This window comes from Actinokineospora alba (genome assembly GCF_004362515.1).
GTDB classification, from domain to species: Bacteria; Actinomycetota; Actinomycetes; order Mycobacteriales; family Pseudonocardiaceae; genus Actinokineospora; species Actinokineospora alba.
This window is the reverse complement of sequence record NZ_SNXU01000001.1, coordinates 1,543,636-1,563,487: the sequence shown is the minus strand read 5'-3', so window position 1 is coordinate 1,563,487 and position 19,852 is coordinate 1,543,636. Positions and strand designations below refer to the sequence as shown.

Below are 19,852 nucleotides of genomic sequence, written 5' to 3'. Positions count from 1 at the left end.
GAAACCGTGCACCTTTGGCCATTGGAGATCCGATGCGACGCCGCACCGTCCTTGCCCTGACATTAGGGCTCGCCGTCACCGCCGTACCCGCCGCGGAGGCAGCACCGACCACCGGCGTGGGCCAGGTGTTCATGGTCAACCCCGTGCAGTCCAGCGGAAACCAGGCGCTCACCGACGCCAAGGACGCCAACTCCGCGGTGCCCGCGTCGGCGTACGCGACTGTCCCGCTGCGCAACCTCGACGGCTCCGGCACCCTCACCGGTCGCTGGGTCAACGTGCGCGCCGAAACGGGAAACCCGGCCAGGGCCGACGACGGCCGATTCGTCTACACCCGCAACCAGGACGAATTCGAACAGGTCATGGCGTATTTCTGGGGCAATGAGGCCCAGGAATACCTGCAGTCCCTCGGATTCGGTTCGGAACTGCGCCCGGTCAACGCCGAATCGCAGGACATCCGCACCAACCAGTGGGGCCAGGACAACTCGTACTCCTGGGACAAGCACGACATCATCCGCATGGGCAAGGGCGGCGTGGACGACGCCGAGGACGGCGAGGTCATCGTCCACGAGTACGGCCACGCGGTGCACGACGCGCAGGTCGCGGGCTTCGGCACATCGCACGAGGCTGGCTCCATCGGCGAGGCGTTCGGCGACTACCTCGCCGTCACGGTCGGCTTGGCCGCCGCCCAGAACTACAAGTGGCCGGTCAACGCCCCCGCCGCCTGCGTCGCCGACTGGGACGCGGTCAGCTACACCTCCACGGAGCCGCACTGCCTGCGTCGGATCGACACCGACCGCAAGTACTCGGACATGACCAACACCAGCGTCCACCGCGACGGCATGATCTGGTCGCGCGCTCTGTGGGACATCCGCAACGCCCTAGGCGCCAAGGTCGCCGACCGCATCATCATCAACGCCCAGTTCGGCTTCGCCCCGGACACCACGTTCTCCGCGGCGGCCCTGACCACCATCGCCACGGCCGACTTGATGTACGGCTCCGGCGCGGCGGCCACGGTTCGCGCGGCCTTCGCCGCTCGTGGCATACCGTCGGTATGACAAATCGTTTAATGTGAGGCCATGAACTCACCGGACGCCCGCGCCCAGGTCGATGTCGAAGCCCCCGCCGACCAGGTGTTCTCCCTGGTCAGCGACCTTCCAGGCCTGGCGCGGGTGTCCGAGGAGTTCGCCCGCGGCACCTGGCTCGACGGCGCCGCGGGACCGAAGGTCGGGGCCCGCTTCCGCGGCACGAACCGCCGCGGCCCCCGCGCCTGGTCGACCGTGTCCACCGTGACCGACGCCGACCCCACCCGCTTCGCCTTCGACGTGAAGTTCCTCGGCCTGCCGGTCTCGCGCTGGCAGTACGACATCGAGCCCACCGAGAGCGGCTGCCGGGTCACCGAGAGCACCTGGGACCACCGCCCGGGGTGGCTGCGCCCGCTCACCGTGATCGGCACCGGCGTCAGCGACCGCCGGACGCACAACCAGCGCAACATCGAGCGCACCCTGGCCAAGCTCAAGCAGGCCGCGGAATCCTGATCAAAGCGTGCGGTACACCTCGCGGCGGTGGGCGACCCGCACGACCGTCACGATGATTCTGTGGTCATCCACCTGGTAGACGACGCGATAGTCGCCTATGCGGATCCGCATCACGCCGGGAGGCTGCCCGGCGAGCGCTCGTGATCCGGGCGGCCGTGGTTCCTCGGCTAGGGCCGTGACGGCCAGCGCGATCCGGCGGCCTGCCGGGCGATCAATTTTCCGAAGTTCGCGGACCGCCGCCGCGGTCCACTCGATCTCGTACGCCACGGTTCAGGCGACGCCGAACTCGCTGAGAATGTCGCGATGCGACACACGTGGCTGCTGCTCTGAGAGTGCCGCTCGGGTAGCGGCGAGATCAGCCTCGTCTTCGACCCGCTCCAGCGCCCGAAGGTCCTCGATGGAGATCACCGCCGCGACCGGCCTGCCGTGCCTGGTCAGCACCGCCCGTTCATGGGCGTGCTCGACCCGGGAAACCAGCTCGCCCAGATGATCCCTGGCCGCGCTGATGGGCATCTCAGTCATACCTCAGATTGTACAAAACGTGTCAATCGTTGAAACTGGCACCGCAGGAACAGCTTGCCCCCAGCCGGTGTTCACTTCGCATGTGACTTCTCAGACCCGCGGCCGGGTGCGCGCCGCCGAGCTTGTCGGGCGTGGCTGGCTCAACACCGGCGGCAAGACCCTGCACCTCGGCGACTTCCGCGGCAAGGTCCTCCTGCTCGACTTCTGGACCTTCTGCTGCGTCAACTGCCTGCACGTCCTCGACGAACTGCGTCCACTCGAAGCCGAGTTCGCCGACGTCCTGGTCACCGTCGGCGTGCACTCGCCGAAGTTCGTGCACGAGGCCGACGCCGACGCGCTCGCCGCGGCCGTCGAGCGGTACGGGGTGCACCACCCGGTGCTCGACGACCCCGACCTGACGACCTGGCAGGCCTTCGCCGTGAAGGCATGGCCGACTCTCGTGGTCATCGATCCCGACGGCTACGTCGTGCACGTCGCCGCGGGCGAGGGGCATGTCGAGGCGCTGCGGCGGGTCATCACCGAGGTCGTGGCCGAGCACGAGGCCAAGGGCACCCTGCACCGGGGCGACGGCCCGTACGTGCCGCCCGTGCCCGCCGACACCGACCTGCGCTTCCCCGCGAAGGCCATCGAGACCGGCACCGGCACGCTGCTCGTGGCCGACACCACCCACCACCGGGTCGTCGAGCTGGACGGTGACGACATCGTCCGGGTCTTCGGCACCGGTGAGCGCGGCCGCCAAGACGGCGACAAAGCCACCTTCTCCGAGCCCTCCGGCCTGACCCTGCTCCCGGCGCACGTCGCCGAGGAGGTCGGCTATCACGTCGTCGTCGCCGACACGGTCAACCACCTGCTGCGCGGCATCAACCTCGACACCGACGTGGTCACCACGGTCGCGGGCACCGGCGACCAGTGGCTGGCAGGCGAGACCGACGGACAGGCGACAAAGATCGACCTGACCAGCCCCTGGGACGTGGCCTGGTGGGAGCCCGCGGGCGGGGTCGTCGTCGCGATGGCGGGCAACCACACGCTCGGCCGGTTCGACCCGGTCGCGGGCGAGGTCTCCCGGTTCGCGGGCACGACGGTCGAGGGCCTGATGGACGGCGCGCCGACCGAGGCCTTCTTCGCCCAGACCTCCGGTTTCGCCGCCACCGCCGACCGCCTGTGGCTGGCCGACTCCGAGACGTCGGCCCTGCGCTGGATCGACGCGGAGGACTTCGCCGTGCACACAGCCGTCGGCAAGGGCCTGTTCGCCTTCGGCCACCGCGACGGCCACGCCGACCAGGCGCTGCTGCAGCACCCACTGGGTGTCGCGGTCCTCGACGACGGCACCGTCGCCATCGCCGACACCTACAACGGCGCCGTCCGCCGCTACGACCCGGCCACCGGCCAGGTCAGCACGCTGGTCACCGGCATCGCCGAACCCTCCGGCATCGTCGTGCGCGGCAGCGAGCTGATCGTCGTCGCCTCGGCCGCGCACCGGCTCGAACGGCACACCGCCGCCGCCCTGCACGTCGACGGCGAGGCGCACGAGGTGCGCAGGCCGCCGTCGGACATCGCACCGGGCGAGTTGGAGCTGGTCGTCGTTTTCGCACCGCAGAACGGGCAGAAACTCGACGACCGCTACGGCCCGTCGACCCGGCTGGAAGTGACCTCCTCCCCACCGGAACTGCTGGTCGAGGGCGCGGGCGTCGGCACCGACCTCACCCGTCGACTGGTCGTGGCGCCGGACATCCCCGAGGGCGTGCTGCACGTCGTGGCTCAGGCGGCCAGCTGTGACGACGACGGCTCCGAGCACGCCGCATGCCACCTGACCAGGCAGGACTGGGGTGTTCCAGTCCGGGTCACGGCCGCGGGCAGCAGCCGCCTACCCCTGATGCTGGGCGGGCTGGACTCCAGTCCATAGCACGCGTGCGGGTCGAGCGCGAGTAGACGGTTACCATTCGTCGGTGCCGGAACAGAAACTCGAGATCCAGATGCTGCACGACCGGCTGCTGGTGGAACTCACCCCGGAAGAGGGCGAGCGACGCAGCACCGGTGGCATCGTCATCCCCGCGACCGCGCAGGTGGCCAAGCGGCTGGCGTGGGGAGATGTTCTCGGGATCGGCACCAACGTGCGGAACATCAAGGTCGGCGACCGGGTGCTGTTCAACCCCGACGACCAGCTGGAAGTAGAGATCCACGGTCGGGGGCGACTGGTGATGCGCGAACGGGACGTGCACGCCATCGCGAGTGAACGCATCGAGCACGGAACCGGTTTGTATCTGTAGCGCGGGGATTGTCAAGGGGAAGGTGTAGGGCGTGCCGGACGACCACAAGTGGCCGCAGGAGCACAGCTGGCCGGAATCGCATGGGGAGCTCACCGAGCTGATCCCCACGGTCCCGGGCGGCCCATGGGACGCGGGGACCGAGCAGTTCCGGCCCGCCGAACCCGCTGAACCCGCCGTAAACACAGCTCCCGAGGGCCGCTCCTGGCGCAAGCCCGCGATCATCGCGGGCGCGGTCGTCGGCGCGCTCGGCCTGCTCTACGGCGTCGACCTGCTGATGAGCAGCGGCGAAGTCCCCCGCGGTGTCACGGTGGCGGGCGTCGAGGTCGGCGGGATGTCCCAGACCGAGGCCGAGCGGACCTTGCGCGAGCAGATCGAGCCGCGCCTGTCCAAGCCGGTCCAGGTCCGCGCGGGCAGCGTCGAGGACGAGATCGACCCGACCAAGTCCGGGCTCACCCTGGACTGGCCCGGCACGCTCGACCAGGCGGGCGACCAGCCGCTCAACCCGATCGTCCGGCTCACCTCGCTGTTCAGCACCCGCGAGGTCGGTGTCGTCACCGGCACGAACGACGCCGCCCTGGACGCGGCCGTCGAGCAGCTCAAGGGCAAGGTCACCCGCCCGCCGGTCGAGGGCGGCATCAAGTTCGACGGCGCGACCCCGGCCATGGTCGACCCCGTGCCCGGCCAGGAGCTCGACGCGGGCAAGGCACGCGCGGCGCTCGTCGCCGACTGGGCGGGCGGCAAGGCCGTCGAGCTGCCGGTCACCGAGACGCCGGTCAAGACCACCCCCGAGGGTGTGAAGGCCGCGTTCGAGGAGGTCGCCAAGCCCGCCGTCGCCGCGCCCGTCGTGGTGAAGGGCGAGGGCAAGGACGCCAAGATCGAGCCCGCCGTCATCGCGTCGGCGCTGACCTTCGAGGCCGCCGAAGGCGGCGGCCTGACGCCGAAGCTGGACACCGCGAAGATCGTCGAGGCGGTCAAGCCCCAGCTCGCGTCCACCGAGAAGGAAGGCAAGGACGCCGCCGTCGTGTTCGAGAGCGGCGCCCCGACCGTGACCCCGTCGGTCGACGGCATGGGGATCAAGTACGACACCGCGTTCGCGACCCTGCTCGACGTCCTCAAGAAGCCGGACCCCCGCGAGATCAAGGTCGAATACGCCAAGACCCCCGCGAAGGTGACCACCGAGCAGGCCAACCAGCTCGGCATCAAGGAGGTCATCGGCGAGTTCACCACCAAGGGCTTCGCCGCGGACTCCGGCGTCAACATCCGGGTCACCGCGCAGAAGGTCAACGGCGCCATCGTCAAACCGGGCGAGACGTTCAGCCTCAACGGCCACACCGGCCCGCGCACCGCGGCCCAGGGCTACGTCGAGGCGGGCGTGATCAAGGACGGCGCGCCGGGACGCGAGGTCGGCGGCGGCATCTCCCAGTTCGCCACGACCCTCTACAACGCGAGCTACTTCGCCGCGCTCAAGGACGCCGGGCACAAGGAGCACAGCTACTACATCAGCCGCTACCCGGCCGCGCGCGAGGCCACGGTCTTCCAGGACCACGCGGGCAACAGCGTCATCGACATCAAGTTCACCAACGACTCGGCCACCGGCATCGCCATCCAGACGATCTGGACGCCGTCGTCGATCACGGTGAAGATCTGGGGCACCAAGAAGTACACGGTCGAATCGGTGACCGGCGGCCGCACGGCCGAGACGCCGCCGTTCGAGAAGCAGGGCCCGGCCACCAACTGCAAGCCCAGCAACGGTGCCCCGGGCTTCACCACCTCCGACACCCGGATCATCCGCGACGCGGCGACCGGCGCGGAGGTTCGGCGCAGCACCCGGACGGTGAAGTACAACCCGCAGCCGAAGATCATCTGCCCGGGGCCACCACCCGCGGGCTGAGTCGGCACGACGAAAAGGGGCCCGGTGGATTTCACCGGGCCCCTTCGTCGTCTCAGTGGGTCAATGCCGTGCGGTTGTCCCGCCGCGCATCTTCGCCCAGATGCCTGCCACCAGTGTGACCGCGATGACCGCGACGATCACCTGGAGGATGATCTCCAGGAAGTCGATCCCGTCCGTCTTGTCCCAGCCGAACGGCTTGGCCAGCAGCGTGCCGACGAACGCGGCCGCGATACCGGTCAGAATGGTCAGCCACCACGGGATCTTCTGCTCGCCGGGCGCGATCGCCCGGCCCACGACGCCGAGAATGGCCCCGACGATGATCGCGCTGATAATGCCGCCTACACCCATGTCAGCTCCTCGCTTCGAGGCGTGATCGAACGCTTCACGAAAAGCCTGGCACCGTCTAGTTGACCTCGCCTGTCGTGGCACAGTGATCGCCGACGAAATATCACTCAAGTGGGTGAAGTTCTTGCCGGTGTAACCCGTTTGACGGACCCCCGTGTTGTGCCCGACGAAAAACGGCGGCGGCCACCCGAGGGGTGACCGCCGCCGTCCGCGCCGCGGGAAGCGCTCGAATCAGAAGACGGACTCGTCGATGTCCATCAGGTCGTTGTCGGCCGACTCGACGATCTTGCGACCGGCGGTCAGCTCGGGCAGGACGTTCTTCGCGAAGAAGGACGCCACGGCGACCTTGCCCTCGTAGAACGGCTTGTCCTTGTCCGAGGCGCCCGCGTCCAGCTTGGCCAGCGCGATCTCGGCCTGACGCTGCAGCAGCCAGCCGACCATCAGGTCGCCGGTCGCCATCAGCAGGCGGACGCTGTGCTGGCCCACCTTGTAGATGTTGCGGGAGTCCTCCTGCGACGCGGTCAGGTACTGGATGAGGGCGCCGAGCATGCCCTGCACGTCCTCCAGCGCCTGCTTCAGCAGCTCGCGCTCCTGCTTCAGGCGACCGTTTCCGCTCTCGCTCTCGATGAACTTGGTGATCTCACCGGCGACGAACGCGAGGCCCTGGCCCTTGTCGCGGACGATCTTGCGGAAGAAGAAGTCCAGCGACTGGATCGCCGTGGTGCCCTCGTACAGCGAGTCGATCTTCGAGTCGCGGATGTACTGCTCGATCGGGTAGTCCTGCAGGAAGCCGGAGCCGCCGAGGGTCTGCAGCGACTGCACGAGCTGCTCGGTGGCCCGCTCGGAGCCGACACCCTTGACGATCGGCAGCAGCAGGTCGTTGACCCGCTCGGCCAGCTTGATCGAGGCCTCGTCGCCCTCCTGGGTCCAGACCTGGTCCTGGAAGGTGGCGTTGTAGAGGTACACCGCGCGCAGGCCCTCGGCGTAGGCCTTCTGCAGCATCAGGCTGCGGCGCACGTCGGGGTGGTGGGTGATGGTGACGCGCGGGGCGGCCTTGTCGACCATGTTCGGCAGGTCGGCGCCCTGCACGCGCTCCTTGGCGTACTCCAGGGCGTTCAGGTAGCCGGTGGACAGCGTGGCGATGGCCTTGGTGCCGACCATCATCCGGGCGTACTCGATGACCTGGAACATCTGCGCGATGCCGTCGTGCACCTCGCCGAGCAGCCAGCCCACGGCCGGGGTGCCGTGCTGGCCGAAGGTGACCTCACACGTGGTGGAGACCTTCAGGCCCATCTTGTGCTCGACGTTGGTCACGAAGGCGCCGTTGCGCTCACCGAGGTCGCCGGTCTCGCTGTCGAAGTGGAACTTCGGCACCAGGAACAGGCTCAGGCCCTTGGTGCCCGGGCCGTGTCCCTCGGGACGGGCCAGCACCAGGTGCATGATGTTCTCGGTCAGGTCCTGGTCACCCGAGGTGATGAAGCGCTTGACGCCGTCGATGTGCCACGAGCCGTCGTCCTGCTTGAACGCCTTGGTGCGCCCCGCGCCGACGTCCGAACCGGCGTCCGGCTCGGTGAGGACCATCGTCGCGCCCCAGGCGCGGTCGATCATGATCCGGGCCCAGCGCTGCTGCTCTTCGGTGCCGTTGTTGTGCACGACACCGGCGAAGCTGGGGCCCGCCATGTACATGAAGAGGGCGGGGTTCGAGCCCAGGATCAGCTCGGCGGCGGCCCACGACACCGACGGGGGCAGGCCGAAGCCGCCCAGCGTGTCGGTCAGGCCCAGCCGCCACCACTCGCCGTCCCAGAGCGCCTTGTACGACTTCTTGAAGGCCTCGGGCAGCGTGGCGCTGAAGGTCTTGGGGTCGTAGACCGGCGGGTTGCGGTCGGCTTCGGCGAAGGAGTCCGCCAGCGGTCCGACGGCGAGCTTGTTCAGCTCGGCCAGCACACCGCGGGCGGTGTCCTCGTCGGATTCGGCCAGAACGCCCTTGCCCAGTCGGTCCTGGACGTTGAACACCTCGAACAGGTTGAACTCGAGGTCTCGGACGTTGCTCTTGTAGTGACCCATCTGGATGCTCCGTGTCTTCACGCGAGAGAGTGCTACTCACCGGTAACAACAGGATATTACTTGTCAGTAACCTCGGCAAGTGAATTCGCGAACGCGGATGGGTGATGAGTCGGTGGTTCCGGTCACGTGCCCGTTCGCGAAGGGGTGTTCGGTGCCGGCTGACGTGGGGATTCCTGCGTGAGTAGTACACCGGACCGGAAGCCCACGGCCACCGCGTGCGTGCGGTCACGGGCGCCGAGTTTTCGAAGAATGCTCTTCACATGGGTCCGCACGGTTTCCACGGACACGTAGAGGATCTTCGCGATCGCCTGGTTCTCCAGCCCGTCGGCGATGAGTTGCAGCACCTGGAACTCTCGCCGGGACAGCGGCAGCGTCGCGTCCGGCACTCTGGTCAGCCGCCCCCGGGGCGCGGCGACGGTCTGGGCGAGCGCCGGATCGACGTAGCGGCGGTCGGCTCGGACGGCGCGGATCGCGTCGATGATCTGTGGCGGCTCCGCCGAGCGCAAGATCACACCGTGCACCCCCGAGGCGATCGCGGTCGCCACGTACTGGGTTGTCCGGTGCGCCTCGCGGATCATGACCAGCGTGGTGAGGCTCGGGTTCGCCGCGGCCAGCATGTTGCTCAGGTGGCTGCGGGGGTCGAGTCCGGAGTCGATGAGCACGACGTTCGGGTGGTATCTCTCGGCGAACTGCACCGCCCCCTGTGGTGTGTCCGTGGCACCCAGCCATGTGAAGCCCGCGGTGCGCATGATCAGCGCCGACAGTCCCTCGCGGAACAGTGGTACGCCGTCTACTAGCGCGACCCCTAAGCCGCCCTCCAGCGGCCTGGCCATCCCCGGTGGGGTGAAACTGCGTGGCATTCGACGTCCTCCAGACTTTCCCCGTCCGGGATTGGACGCGCGGGTGCGTACGTCGTGACGTGCTGCGCGGTATTCGTTTCTATGGCCGTTGACAAAGTCACCCTGCAGGGTGATAACCCTGTGATCTAGATTACACTCCAGTACGGTACTCCCGTCGACCGTCGAGTGGGACAAACTTCCTTACCCGTCAGTAGTGCAAGGAATGTTTAGGGAACGGTCGCCTGTCCGGGATAGGGTCAGCGAGGGTCAGATCAGTAATCGGTCGGACGCGGTGCGTGATTCCAACCCAGGGGCTAAGGGGGCGGCGGTGGAACCAGGCGCGGTGCGCAACGCGGACGAGTGGTTCCGGCTGATGGTCGAAACCGGGCTCGCACCAGGTCTGCGTGCTTTGGGGCTGGCGGGCAAGGGCCGTCGCTACCGGATGGTCCGAGACTCCCACGTCGGCCAGGTGTCGATCTTGCAGTCCAACCTCGGTCCGCGCGCCACCAGGTTCACCCTCGCCCTGAGTGTCTCCGCGACCGACGAGTGGAGCAGTCAGCTCCGGATCCGCCCCTACCTGCGCGGCGCGGGCCACGCGGGCGCGGGCTGGCAGGAGCGCATCGGCAACCTGATCCTCGTCGGTGCCGGAGTCCCGATCGGCGACCTGTGGTGGCAGGTGGATGTCGGCAAGCCCTTCGGCTCCCTGTCCCGCGAGGTCCTCACCACGGTCCGCGAGTTTGGCCTTCCCGCGATGTACGACGAGATCCGCAGTCGGGTCGGTTAAATCGCTCGCCGCCCCGGCCGGGCGGTGGCTACCTTGATCGCATGACGATGAAGGTGCAGGTGGATCTGCGCTCGGCCAACCGCTACCTCACCTGCTGGGTGGAGCCGCGGGTCAAGGTCGGCGACCAGATCACGCTGAAGAACTCCGCCGAGCCCGCGCTTCGCTGGGACGTGCTGCGCGTCAGCGCGCCAAGCAAGGCCTCGGACATCAATCGGACTTGGAACAACAACTACTGACGGTCTCGCGGCCGCCGCTCCGGCGGCGGCCGCTCACCGTATGAGGTTCCGGCCGGTGAGGCCGAGCAGGCGGTCCTCCAGTGGAGCGTCGGGTTCGACCTCCACCTCCGGCCCGAACACCCCCATCTCGCGCAGGTCCTGCGCCTTCGGGGCGATCACCTCGTAGAGCGCGGTCACCGTCTCCTCCGGCACCCGCGGCTCGACGCCGATGAACTCGGCGATGTCGTAGAGCCCCATCCCGCGGAACACCGTCACGTGCAGCAGGTACTCGCTCGCGGGGAAGTCGCCGTAGCTCAGGTGCACGGTCCGGTCGAAGTCGTGGAACCGCTCGACCGCGTCGACCGCGATCTCCACCCACCGGGCGAACCCGGCCCGCGGGTCGGCGCCGAGCAGGTCGCCGTCGTACTGGTCGCCCACCTCGTCGATCGTCCGGCCCGCCAGCACGTCGGGCACCCAGGCATCGTCGCGGGCGTGGTGATTGACCAGGTCCCTGAGCGTGACGAGCTGCGATATCCAGCGCATCGTGTCCGGCAGCTCGCGGTCCCACTGGTCGTCCTGGATTCGGGCGACGACGGCGGCGAGCCCCCGGTCGGCCTGGACGAAGACTTCGGGCTTGCGCATGTCGGTCCCCCGGGAGAGTCCGCCACGGTCGCCACTGGCCGCGGTCTACCCCAGCTTCTCCTGTTCGGACCATTTCCGCAGCCGGGCCACGATGGCCCGCAGCGCGCCGTTCTCGATGGCCTGCTGGATCGCCCCGTCGCTGAACCGCTCGCCGCGCAGGTAGGTGGTCGCGAGCCGCACCGCGTCGGCGACCGGGCGCTCGTCGAGTCCCGACCCTTCGGGAAACACCGGGTTGTCCTGGATCCACTTGGGCCAGTCGAAGACCGCGATCGGGAGCATGCCCCTGATCTCCTGGATGGCGTCGCTGTAGACCGGGTACGGCAGCTGCGTGACGCCGGGTTTGACCTCGTTGCCGCCGCCCCACTTCACTTCGCGGTCGGCGTTGGTCAGCCCGTCCATCCGCGCGAAGAGCCGCCGCCAGTGCGCGTCCGGCAGGGCGGCGAGGTCCGCGGTGATCGCGGCGTCCGTCGGGCCCGCCTTCCGGACAGCGTCTTGGAAAGCCCGAAGGACGGTCTCGTCGAACAGCACGAAGCGCGCTTCGGCGACCTTCGTGTCAGCCGCCCAGACCGTCTCCACCGCGACTCGGGCGGCCTCCTCGGCGGGCCAGCCGTACGACCCGGCCGACACAGCGGGGAACGCCACGGTCGCGGCGCCCAACTCGTCGGCGACCCGCAGCGACTCCCGGTAGCAGGACGCGAGCAGCTCGACCCGGTCGTCGGCGCCGTAGCCGGGGCCGACGGTGTGGATCACCCACTGGGCGGGCAGTTCGCCTGCCGTCGTCGCGACCGCCTGGCCCGTGGGGAGACCGCGGCCGTACTTCGAAGCCCGCAGCGCGCGGCACTCGTCGAGGATCGCCTTCCCGCCGCGGCGGTGGATGGCGCCGTCCACCCCGCCCCCGCCGAGCAGCGAGGAGTTCGCCGCGTTGACCACGGCGTCGACGTGCTGCTCGGTGATGTCCCCGTGAACCGTGGTGATCTTCAATGTCGCCCCAAAGTCGTCAGACCTCGAAGATAAGGCAGCTGGAGGTCGCGTGGGCCAGTAGCCTGCCCGCTTCGTCGGTCAGCTGGGCCTGGGCCAGGGCGGTCCGGCGGCCCCGAGAGATGACGGTGCCCTCGCAGCGCAGCAGGCCCGACGCCACGGAAGCGGGACGCAGGAACTTCGTCGTCAGGTCCAGCGAGGTGTAGCCGGTCCGCGCGGGCAGCGTCGTGTGCACCGCGCAGGCCGCGGCGGTGTCGAGCAGCGTGGCGATGACCCCGCCGTGCACACCGCCCAGCGGGTTGTAGTGGAACTCCTGTGCGCGCATCTCGACGACCACGCGGCCTTCCTCGGCTTCCATCCGCTCCATGTCCAGCAGCCGCATGATCGGCGGTGGGGGGATCTCGCCGGAGATCATCGCCTGCATCAGTTCCAGCCCGCTGAGCTGCCCGAGCGCGGCGGCGTTGAGCTGCGGGTCGTCCCAGCTGAAGGTGCGGGTACGCGTCTGAGTCTGTGTCATGGACTCAGCCTCGCACCGGCTTGCTGAGTCTGTCAACGAGACCTAGGCTGAGGTGATGGACCCCTCCACCGCGACGCGGCCCCCGGCACTGGACTGGTCCGTCGACAACTGCACCATCGCCCGCGCGATGGGCGTGCTGGGGGAACGCTGGACGTTCGTAGTCCTCCGCGAGGTCTTCAACGGCATTCGCCGGTTCGACCAGATGCGGGAGCACACCGAGATCCCCCGCCAGGTCCTCACCAACCGCCTCGCCATGCTCGTCGACGAAGGCGTCCTCCACCGCAGCCCCTACCGCGACCCAGGCGAACGCGAACGCCACGAATACCGGCTGACGGAGAAGGGCTTCGACCTCTACCCGGTCCTGGTTGCCATCTGGTCTTGGGGCAACAGGTACCTAGCCGATCCCGAGGGCTCGCCGCTGGAGCTGTCCCACCGAGACTGCGGATCCCCGGTGGCCGCCCACCTGCACTGCGCCGAAGGCCACGAGATCGCCTCCCCCCGCGACGTCGTCGCCCGCCCGGGCCCCGGCGCCCGCCGCCGGATAGTCACGTGAACAGCACGACCAACGCAGAAGGGGTGTCACCGATGATCCGGTGACACCCCTTCTGAGCTGCGTGAACGGCGTTGGAGCGGATGACGGGAATCGAACCCGCATATTCAGCTTGGGAAGCTGATGTTCTACCACTGAACTACATCCGCAGTGATCGACAGGATACACGCTGTCGTCTGGGAGCCCAGGTGGGGCGGTTTCATTTTATCGGAAGCTGGGAACTCTCGAGTCCCTGCGTCAACTCCGCCGGACGGGGGTTAGGGTGCAGCGTGCTGTTGAGTGATTGTGATCTTTACAAGGAACTTTCTTCCGAGCGATTGGGGATCGAGCCCTTCGATCCGGAGATGGTTCAGCCGTCGAGTGTCGACGTGCGGTTGGACCGGTTCTTCCGTGTCTTCAACAACACCAAGTACACCCACATCGATCCCCGTCAGCAGCAGGACGAGCTGACGTCGCTGGTCGAGGCCGACGGTGACGAGCCGTTCGTGCTGCACCCCGGTGAGTTCGTCCTCGGCTCCACCTATGAGCGCGTCACCCTGCCCGACGACCTGGCGGGCCGCCTTGAGGGCAAGTCCTCCCTCGGACGCCTGGGCCTGCTGACGCACTCGACCGCGGGTTTCATCGACCCGGGCTTCACCGGACACATCACCCTCGAGCTGTCCAACGTCGCGAACCTGCCGATCACCCTCTGGCCGGGCATGAAGATCGGACAGCTCTGCCTGTTCCGCCTGACCTCCCCGTCGGAGCACCCGTACGGCTCGGAGAAGGCGGGCTCGCGCTACCAGGGGCAGCGCGGCCCGACACCGTCGCGCGCGTACCTGAACTTCCACCGGGTGGACACAAACCGCTGACGCCTTCCGCTACCTAGGTGAGCGCGCGTTCCGGTTGGGCCTGCGCGGCCCCGCCGGAACGCTCACCGCGAACCGGTGTCAGCCCGACCGCGACCAGCGGGAACACCGCCGCCGCGGTCAGCGCGAGCGGCCACCCGATCGCCGTGACGACCGCGGCGAACACGGGCGCGACCGTCATCGCCATCGAGTTCTGCCCGGTGTTCTGCACGCCCATCGCCCGTCCCGCCCACGCTGGACCTGCGAGTTCGGCGGTCGCGGTGAACGCCAGGCCGTTCGGGCACGCGGCGATGACCGTCACCGCGACCAGCCCGAACAACGCCAGCGCGGGCGCGAACACGTCGCCCAGCGCCCACACGATCATCGACACCGTGCCCGCGGCGGCGATGATCCGCATCGGCCGCATTCGGCTGTCCACCCGGTCCGACCAGACCCCCACGCCGATTCGTCCCCCGGCTCCGAGCAGCTGGACCACGGCGAGCAGCGCCCCGGCCGACACCGGATCCCAGCCCTGCTCGCTCACCAGGTACGTCAGGGCGAACACCCCGCCGACGAACTGCGGCCACACCAGCAGGGTGCTGGCCAGGTGCACTCGCCACAGCCGCATGTCCCGGTAGGGAGACGGTGCCCGTACTCGCGAGCGCTCTTCGCGCGGGTGGCTGGGCACGACCACGGCGACCACCACGCCCATCACCAGGCAGATCCCCGCGGGCACGAGCAGCGCCTCGCGGTAGCCCCAGGCGAGTCCCACCGGCGGCAGGATGACCGCGGCCAGGCTCAGCCCGAGCGGCTGCGCGCTCTGCCGGATACCCATGGCCAGCCCGCGCTGGGAGACGTCGAACGCGGCCAGGATCGCCCGCCCGCTGGTCACGTTGATCGACGACCCGAACGCGCCCGCCGCGACCAGCGCCAAGCCGAGTGCGGCGGTCCCGTCGGTCAAGGTCGCTCCGGCACCGCAAACACCGGTGCCCAGGATGCCGATGGTCATGATCAGACGTTCGCCGAACCGGTCGGCCAGGGCGCCCCAGATGATCAGCGTGGCCAGCAGGCCCAGCAGCGGTGCGGCGGCCACGGTGCCCGCCTGGGTCAGCGTGATGCCTTCGGTCTCGCGCATCAGCGGGATCAGGAACGGAACGCCGAAGAGCAGCGAGATCGACCCGGTCTGCGCGACGACGATGACCGTCAGGATTGACCACCGGGACCGGGACATATGCTTAACATAGCTAACTGTTCCTGAATCGCGGAACCAAATTTCCATATGTTGGACACAACAAAGGGGCGCGACCGGTCGCGCCCCTTCGCTTCGAGATCAGACGGTCGAGTTGTCCTCGTCCGGCAGCGGCGTGCCCGTCGGGGTCACGTCGGTCGGGATGTCCTGCACCGGCTCGGGTGCCCGCTTCACCGACGACAGCAGCAGCTGCGCGACGTCGATGACCTCGACGTGCTCACCCGCGAGGCCGTCGGCCTTGCGCGCGGTCACGCCGTCGGTGAGCATCACGCGGCAGAACGGGCAGCCGGTCGCGATCTTCGAGGGCGCGGTCCCCAGCGCCTCGTCGACTCGCTCGACGTTGATCCGCTTGCCGACCCGCTCCTCCATCCACATCCGGGCGCCACCTGCGCCACAGCACATCGCGCGGTCGGAGTTGCGAGGCATCTCCCGCAGGTTCGCGCCCGCGGCGCCGACCAGCTCACGCGGCGCCTCGTAGATCTTGTTGTGGCGGCCGATGTAGCACGGGTCGTGGTAGGTGACGTCCTCGGCGACCGGGGCCACCGGCACCAGGCGACGCTCCCGCACCAGCCGGTTGAGCAGCTGCGTGTGGTGCACGACCTCGAACTGCCCGCCGAGCTCCGGGTACTCGTTGGCCAGGGTGTTGAAGCAGTGCGCGCAGGTCACGACGACCTTGCGCTTGCCCTTCTCCCTGCCCTCGAACACCGAGTTGAGGACCTCGACGTTCTGCTGCGCCAGCATCTGGAACAGGAACTCGTTGCCCGCGCGGCGGGCCGGGTCACCAGTGCAGGTCTCCTCGGTGCCGAGCACGACGTAGTTGACCTCGGCCATGTGCAGCAGCTCGGCGACGGCCTGCGTGGTCTTCTTCGCGCGGTCTTCGAACGCGCCCGCGCAGCCGACCCAGAACAGGTACTCGGTCTCATCGGCCAGCTCACCGTCGAAGACCGGCACCTCGAAGTCCAGGGCCTCGGTCCAGGCCAGCCGGTCCTTGGCGTTCTGGCCCCACGGGTTGCCCTTGTTCTCCAGGTTCTTGAACATGCCGCCCAGCTCGGACGGGAAGTTCGACTCGATGAGCACCTGGTAGCGGCGCATGTCGACGATGTGGTCGACGTGCTCGATGTCCACCGGGCACTGCTCGACGCACGCGCCGCAGGTGGTGCAGGACCACAGCACCTCGGGGTCGATGACGCCGAGCTCGTCGACGCCGCCGATCAGCGGGCGCTCGGCCTCGGCCAGCGCGAGAACGTCGACGTTCGAGTGGTCGGTCAGGCCGATCTCGTCGCCCGCCATGTCCCTCTTGCCGCCCGCGAGCAGGTACGGCGCCTTGGCGTAGGCGTGGTCGCGCAGCTGGGTGATCAGCAGCTTCGGGGACAGCGGCTTGCCGGTGTTCCACGCGGGGCACTGCGACTGGCAGCGGCCGCACTCGGTGCAGGTGGTGAAGTCGAGCCAGCCCTTCCAGGAGAAGTCCTCGACCTTGCCCGCGCCGAACGCGTCGACCTCGGGGTCGGCTTCCTCCAGATCGAGCACCTTGCCGCCGGACATCATCGGCTTCATCGCGCCGAGGGCGACGCCGCCGTCGGCCTCACGCTTGAAGTAGATGTTGAAGAACGCGCTGAAGCGGTGCCACGCGACACCCATGGTCATGTACTTCGCGACCACGTAGACCCAGATCATCGCGCCCATGAGCTTGACGAACGCCAGGACGGAGATCAGGTTCGGGCTGGCGGGCAGCAGGTCGCCGATCGGGTTGGTGACGAACGCGGCCCACAGCGGCACCTCGTGCGCGCCCAGCGCCGCCTTGGCCGCGCGGACACCGAGGATGCCGATGCCCTCGAAGATCACCACGGCCTCGACGAAGTACGCCTGCCAGAAGTTCGAGCCCTGGAATCGGGACTGCCGGTCGGCCCGGCGCGGGTGGTTGACCTGGCGGATGATCGCCAGCGCGACGCCACCGAGGATGGTGCCGATGCCGAGCAGCTCCATCAGGAGGTGCCAGAGGCTGATGTTGTCGAGGATCGGCCAGCCCCAGGTCGGCACGAACACCTCGCCGTAGGCCTCGAACAGCGCGGCGGAGCCGATGAGGAAGCCCCACATCACCAGCCAGTGGGCCAGGCCGACGTGCCGGAACTTGTTCATCCGGGTGTGAGCGGCGAACTCGACGAACATGTTCTTCAAGCGCGGCACGAACGGGCCGTTGCGCGTGGCGTCCGGCTGTCCGAGGCGGACGATTTTCACCATCCGCGCGACGGTGCGAACGAACATGCTCCAGGCCACGAGGCTGATCGCGACGGCGACCAGACCCAGTGTCAATTGCACGGCACCCATGTGGCGTGACCTCTCCTCGATTCCCGATCGACTCGGGACCTTAGCTGTTCTTACTCGCCGGTAACCGACTTAGCGAAGCCTAAGTCGGCCAAGTGTGGCGCACACCTCGGCAACTACCGGGACGTTTGTTCAGGTAGTTTGGCGGAATGCATCCGCTCATCTTGCTCGCCGTGGCGATCGTCGGCGAGGTGACAGCGACCATCTCGCTCAAGATCTCGGACGGTTTTACAAAACTGTTCCCTTCGGTTGTCGTGATCGTCGGATACGGCGTGGCGTTCACCGCGCTGGCCCGGTTGCTCAAGCAAGGGTTCCCCGTCGGCGTCGCCTACGCGATCTGGGCGGCGGTCGGCGTCGCGGCCGTCGCCGTCATCGGCGCGCTGTTCCTGCACGAGCCCTTCAACCTGACGATGGGCCTCGGCCTCACGATGGTCATCGGCGGCGTGCTGCTGCTCGAACTCGGGCGGACGCACTGACCCGCTCGTACCGCCGGGTCGACGGCCGCAAGGCGCGCGGCGACCGGCGGCGCACGGAGATCGTCGAGGCGACCCTGCGGGTGATCGAGGCCGAGGGCGTCGTCGGCGTGAGCCACCGGTCGGTCGCGCGCGAGGCGGGCGTGCCCCCGGCGTCGATCACCTACCACTTCGCCGCTCTCGACGACCTGCTCGTGGGCACGCTGACCTGGTCGGCCGAGAGCATGGCGGCGGAGGCGCGCGACCTCATCGAGTCGAGCCGGATCAAAGGCAGCAACCCGGCCGCTGCGGTCGCCGAGATGCTGGCCTTCGCCGTCGGACCCCGGCGCGGGCGCACGATGGCCGAGTACGAGCTGTACCTGCTCGCCGCCCGCCGTCCCGAGCTGCGCCCGGCCGCCCGGATGTGGCTCGACGTCCTCACCAGCCTGGCCCGCCACCCCGACGAGGTCGGCTTCCGCGCCTTCCTGGCAGGCGTCGACGGGATGCTCATGCAGGGCCTCATCGACGACGAGCCGCCCACCGCGGCCGAGTTGCTGCCGGTGGTCGAGCACCTGCTCGCCCCGCTGCGCTAGATCCACGAGGTCCTACTGGGTCCTACTGGGTCCTACGACCAAAGGCCTACGCCGACTCAATCCAAGGACCGATGTGGGCGCGTCTCGATCTGCCTAACGTTGATCAGGTGATCAAGAAAGCCCTGATGGGCGCCCTGCTCGCCGTCATCGCCCTGGTCAGCCCGGCCACCGCCGAGCCGGCCCGGCTCGAGCTGTCCCCGCCGACCGGTCGCTACCCGGTCGGCCTGGACACCCTGCATCTCGTGGATTCCTCGCGTGTCGACCAGTGGGCGGGCGGCCCGCGCGAGCTGATGGTCTCGGTCCATTACCCCGCGCTCGCCCGGCTCGGGCAGCGCGCGCCGTACCTGAGCGAGGCCGAGGCGAAGGCGGTGATCGAGATCCAGGGCCACGCCGGGATCGACCCGGCCGTGGTCGCCGCGACCCGAAGGCACGCGCGGGTCGACGCGGTCCCGGTCCCGCGGCGGTTTCCGCTGGTGGTCCTGTCGCCGGGGTTCACCCTGCCGCGGGCCACGCTGTCGGCGCTCGCCGAGGAGGTCACCTCCCAGGGCTACGTCGTCGCGGTCGTCGACCACGCCCATGAGGCGGCGGCGATCACCTACCCCGATGGTCGAGTCCAGCCGTGCCTCGCGTGTGACGCGGTGAAGGAGGGGAAGTTCGCCGCGGTCGCCGAGGGCCGCGCGGCGGATGTGTCGTTCGTGCTCGACCGGCTCCGGTCCTGGCGGCACGCCCGGGTGATCGACCGCTCGCGAATCGGCATGGCGGGCCACTCCATCGGCGGCAACGCGGCGGCCGAGACCATGCGGACCGATCGGCGAGTGCTCGTCGGCGCCAACCTCGACGGCACGTTCTTCGCCCCGGTCACCGGCTTGGACCGCCCGTTTCTGCTGGTCGGTACCGATGAGCACACTCCGGCCGCGACCGAGGACCCGACTTGGCCGCGGGCTTGGCAGGTGCTGACCGGGCCTCGGCGCTGGGTGACGCTGCCGCGTGCCGGGCACCTGTCGTTCACCGACTTCCCACTGCTGGGCGAGCAGCTCGGCTTACCCGGCGACCCGGAGCTGAGCGGCACGCGCAGCGTGGAGATCACCCGTGGGCTGTTGGTCGCGTTCCTCGACCGGCATCTCAAGGACCGTCCGGTGACCCAGCCGGTCTACCCCGAGATCCAGGAGTGGAGGTAGGGATAACCCCAGGGTCGATTCGGGGGCATTCCTGATACCCGCGGCGGCCGCTGATCAATAGCGTTCTCCGCAGTCGAGGCAC

Annotated in this window: 22 protein-coding genes and 1 tRNA gene; 12 read left to right on the top strand and 11 right to left on the bottom strand. The window is 68.7% G+C overall.

Annotated elements, in window-relative coordinates; all coding sequences use genetic code 11:
- Nucleotides 1-32 precede the first annotated feature (32 nt).
- A complete protein-coding gene (locus tag C8E96_RS07495; protein ID WP_091376618.1) occupies nt 33-1,055 on the top strand; it encodes a M36 family metallopeptidase in 1,023 nt (340 codons plus the stop codon).
- 21 nt (nt 1,056-1,076) lie between these two features.
- Nucleotides 1,077-1,535: an SRPBCC family protein gene (locus tag C8E96_RS07490; RefSeq protein WP_091376615.1), complete on the top strand. Its 459-nt coding sequence runs from the start codon at nt 1,077-1,079 to the stop codon at nt 1,533-1,535.
- Here C8E96_RS07490 and C8E96_RS07485 read toward each other — a convergent pair whose 3' ends face one another.
- Both C8E96_RS07485 and C8E96_RS07480 read right to left on the bottom strand, forming a co-directional pair.
- Nucleotides 1,536-1,802, bottom strand: coding sequence for a type II toxin-antitoxin system RelE family toxin (locus C8E96_RS07485; protein WP_091376611.1), 267 nt, complete (start codon nt 1,800-1,802; stop codon nt 1,536-1,538).
- 3 nt (nt 1,803-1,805) lie between these two features.
- Nucleotides 1,806-2,057: a type II toxin-antitoxin system Phd/YefM family antitoxin gene (locus tag C8E96_RS07480; RefSeq protein WP_228769956.1), complete on the bottom strand. Its 252-nt coding sequence runs from the start codon at nt 2,055-2,057 to the stop codon at nt 1,806-1,808.
- Nucleotides 2,058-2,163: 106 nt separating this feature from the next.
- On the opposite strand from C8E96_RS07480, the gene C8E96_RS07475 reads away from it, so the two are divergent.
- From C8E96_RS07475 to C8E96_RS07465, 3 genes are all read left to right on the top strand, one after another.
- Entirely contained in the window at nt 2,164-3,960 is a 1,797-nt protein-coding gene (locus C8E96_RS07475; RefSeq protein WP_228769976.1) for an NHL domain-containing thioredoxin family protein, read from the top strand.
- A gap of 70 nt (nt 3,961-4,030) precedes the next feature.
- Complete coding sequence (locus C8E96_RS07470; RefSeq protein ID WP_091377053.1) at nt 4,031-4,324, top strand: GroES family chaperonin; 294 nt, start codon at nt 4,031-4,033, stop codon at nt 4,322-4,324.
- Nucleotides 4,325-4,355: 31 nt separating this feature from the next.
- Nucleotides 4,356-6,215: a VanW family protein gene (locus C8E96_RS07465; RefSeq protein ID WP_091376600.1), complete on the top strand. Its 1,860-nt coding sequence runs from the start codon at nt 4,356-4,358 to the stop codon at nt 6,213-6,215.
- Nucleotides 6,216-6,275: 60 nt separating this feature from the next.
- Here C8E96_RS07465 and C8E96_RS07460 read toward each other — a convergent pair whose 3' ends face one another.
- The 3 genes from C8E96_RS07460 to C8E96_RS07450 all read right to left on the bottom strand — a co-directional run bounded on the left by C8E96_RS07460 (nt 6,276) and on the right by C8E96_RS07450 (nt 9,484).
- Nucleotides 6,276-6,563 carry a GlsB/YeaQ/YmgE family stress response membrane protein gene (locus tag C8E96_RS07460; RefSeq protein ID WP_091376597.1) on the bottom strand — a complete coding sequence of 96 codons (288 nt, stop codon included), beginning with the start codon at nt 6,561-6,563 and terminating at the stop codon, nt 6,276-6,278.
- 228 nt (nt 6,564-6,791) lie between these two features.
- Complete coding sequence (locus tag C8E96_RS07455) at nt 6,792-8,624, bottom strand: acyl-CoA dehydrogenase (RefSeq protein ID WP_091376594.1); 1,833 nt, start codon at nt 8,622-8,624, stop codon at nt 6,792-6,794.
- Between the two features lie 122 nt (nt 8,625-8,746).
- Complete coding sequence (locus C8E96_RS07450; protein WP_091376591.1) at nt 8,747-9,484, bottom strand: response regulator transcription factor; 738 nt, start codon at nt 9,482-9,484, stop codon at nt 8,747-8,749.
- A gap of 307 nt (nt 9,485-9,791) precedes the next feature.
- Between C8E96_RS07450 and C8E96_RS07445 the strand changes: the two genes are divergently transcribed.
- Nucleotides 9,792-10,247: a hypothetical protein gene (locus tag C8E96_RS07445; RefSeq protein ID WP_091574894.1), complete on the top strand. Its 456-nt coding sequence runs from the start codon at nt 9,792-9,794 to the stop codon at nt 10,245-10,247.
- A 41-nt stretch (nt 10,248-10,288) separates the two neighbouring features.
- Entirely contained in the window at nt 10,289-10,483 is a 195-nt protein-coding gene (locus tag C8E96_RS07440) for a hypothetical protein (RefSeq protein WP_091376584.1), read from the top strand.
- Nucleotides 10,484-10,516: 33 nt separating this feature from the next.
- Here the strand turns inward: C8E96_RS07440 and C8E96_RS07435 are convergent, their stop codons facing one another.
- The 3 genes from C8E96_RS07435 to C8E96_RS07425 are packed head-to-tail and all read right to left on the bottom strand — an operon-like array spanning nt 10,517 to nt 12,599.
- Nucleotides 10,517-11,104, bottom strand: coding sequence for a DinB family protein (locus C8E96_RS07435; RefSeq protein WP_091376580.1), 588 nt, complete (start codon nt 11,102-11,104; stop codon nt 10,517-10,519).
- Nucleotides 11,105-11,149: 45 nt separating this feature from the next.
- The gene (locus C8E96_RS34590; RefSeq protein WP_091376576.1) at nt 11,150-12,085 is read right to left on the bottom strand and encodes an O-acetyl-ADP-ribose deacetylase; all 936 of its coding nucleotides are present in this window, start codon (nt 12,083-12,085) and stop codon (nt 11,150-11,152) included.
- Between the two features lie 16 nt (nt 12,086-12,101).
- Entirely contained in the window at nt 12,102-12,599 is a 498-nt protein-coding gene (locus C8E96_RS07425) for a PaaI family thioesterase (RefSeq protein WP_091376573.1), read from the bottom strand.
- Between the two features lie 55 nt (nt 12,600-12,654).
- Here C8E96_RS07425 and C8E96_RS07420 point away from each other — a divergent pair, with 55 nt between their 5' ends.
- Nucleotides 12,655-13,152: a winged helix-turn-helix transcriptional regulator gene (locus tag C8E96_RS07420; RefSeq protein WP_091376570.1), complete on the top strand. Its 498-nt coding sequence runs from the start codon at nt 12,655-12,657 to the stop codon at nt 13,150-13,152.
- 72 nt (nt 13,153-13,224) lie between these two features.
- Here C8E96_RS07420 and C8E96_RS07415 read toward each other — a convergent pair.
- Nucleotides 13,225-13,298 (bottom strand) — tRNA-Gly (locus tag C8E96_RS07415).
- Between the two features lie 39 nt (nt 13,299-13,337).
- Between C8E96_RS07415 and dcd the strand changes: the two genes are divergently transcribed.
- Nucleotides 13,338-14,000 (top strand): dCTP deaminase, encoded by a 663-nt coding sequence (dcd, locus tag C8E96_RS07410; RefSeq protein WP_324187123.1) that lies wholly within the window; start codon nt 13,338-13,340, stop codon nt 13,998-14,000.
- 13 nt (nt 14,001-14,013) lie between these two features.
- Here dcd and C8E96_RS07405 read toward each other — a convergent pair whose 3' ends face one another.
- The gene (locus tag C8E96_RS07405) at nt 14,014-15,207 is read right to left on the bottom strand and encodes an MFS transporter (RefSeq protein WP_228769955.1); all 1,194 of its coding nucleotides are present in this window, start codon (nt 15,205-15,207) and stop codon (nt 14,014-14,016) included.
- Between the two features lie 99 nt (nt 15,208-15,306).
- Nucleotides 15,307-17,550: a (Fe-S)-binding protein gene (locus C8E96_RS07400; protein ID WP_091376558.1), complete on the bottom strand. Its 2,244-nt coding sequence runs from the start codon at nt 17,548-17,550 to the stop codon at nt 15,307-15,309.
- A gap of 146 nt (nt 17,551-17,696) precedes the next feature.
- Between C8E96_RS07400 and C8E96_RS07395 the strand changes: the two genes are divergently transcribed.
- The 3 genes from C8E96_RS07395 (at nt 17,697) to C8E96_RS07385 (ending at nt 19,770) form a co-directional block, all read left to right on the top strand.
- Nucleotides 17,697-18,023, top strand: a complete 327-nt coding sequence (locus tag C8E96_RS07395; RefSeq protein ID WP_091376555.1) for a DMT family transporter — start codon at nt 17,697-17,699, stop codon at nt 18,021-18,023.
- Nucleotides 18,020-18,592 (top strand): TetR/AcrR family transcriptional regulator, encoded by a 573-nt coding sequence (locus C8E96_RS07390; protein ID WP_091377049.1) that lies wholly within the window; start codon nt 18,020-18,022, stop codon nt 18,590-18,592. The genes C8E96_RS07395 and C8E96_RS07390 overlap by 4 nt, the downstream gene beginning before the upstream one ends.
- Before the next feature lie 107 nt (nt 18,593-18,699).
- Complete coding sequence (locus C8E96_RS07385; protein ID WP_228769954.1) at nt 18,700-19,770, top strand: alpha/beta hydrolase family protein; 1,071 nt, start codon at nt 18,700-18,702, stop codon at nt 19,768-19,770.
- Nucleotides 19,771-19,852 lie beyond the last annotated feature (82 nt).

What these genes read in the sequence shown, in the direction of transcription:
- C8E96_RS07425 (WP_091376573.1), bottom strand. Translation starts at nt 12,599, where the DNA reads ATGACACAGACTCAGACGCGTACCCGCACCTTCAGCTGGGACGACCCG.
- C8E96_RS07460 (WP_091376597.1), bottom strand. Translation starts at nt 6,563, where the DNA reads ATGGGTGTAGGCGGCATTATCAGCGCGATCATCGTCGGGGCCATTCTC.
- C8E96_RS07490 (WP_091376615.1), top strand. Translation starts at nt 1,077, where the DNA reads ATGAACTCACCGGACGCCCGCGCCCAGGTCGATGTCGAAGCCCCCGCC.
- C8E96_RS07440 (WP_091376584.1), top strand. Translation starts at nt 10,289, where the DNA reads ATGACGATGAAGGTGCAGGTGGATCTGCGCTCGGCCAACCGCTACCTC.
- C8E96_RS07400 (WP_091376558.1), bottom strand. Translation starts at nt 17,550, where the DNA reads ATGGGTGCCGTGCAATTGACACTGGGTCTGGTCGCCGTCGCGATCAGC.
- C8E96_RS07450 (WP_091376591.1), bottom strand. Translation starts at nt 9,484, where the DNA reads ATGCCACGCAGTTTCACCCCACCGGGGATGGCCAGGCCGCTGGAGGGC.
- C8E96_RS07495 (WP_091376618.1), top strand. Translation starts at nt 33, where the DNA reads ATGCGACGCCGCACCGTCCTTGCCCTGACATTAGGGCTCGCCGTCACC.
- C8E96_RS07395 (WP_091376555.1), top strand. Translation starts at nt 17,697, where the DNA reads ATGCATCCGCTCATCTTGCTCGCCGTGGCGATCGTCGGCGAGGTGACA.
- C8E96_RS07470 (WP_091377053.1), top strand. Translation starts at nt 4,031, where the DNA reads ATGCTGCACGACCGGCTGCTGGTGGAACTCACCCCGGAAGAGGGCGAG.
- C8E96_RS07405 (WP_228769955.1), bottom strand. Translation starts at nt 15,207, where the DNA reads ATGTCCCGGTCCCGGTGGTCAATCCTGACGGTCATCGTCGTCGCGCAG.
- C8E96_RS07420 (WP_091376570.1), top strand. Translation starts at nt 12,655, where the DNA reads ATGGACCCCTCCACCGCGACGCGGCCCCCGGCACTGGACTGGTCCGTC.
- C8E96_RS07435 (WP_091376580.1), bottom strand. Translation starts at nt 11,104, where the DNA reads ATGCGCAAGCCCGAAGTCTTCGTCCAGGCCGACCGGGGGCTCGCCGCC.
- C8E96_RS07480 (WP_228769956.1), bottom strand. Translation starts at nt 2,057, where the DNA reads ATGACTGAGATGCCCATCAGCGCGGCCAGGGATCATCTGGGCGAGCTG.
- C8E96_RS07455 (WP_091376594.1), bottom strand. Translation starts at nt 8,624, where the DNA reads ATGGGTCACTACAAGAGCAACGTCCGAGACCTCGAGTTCAACCTGTTC.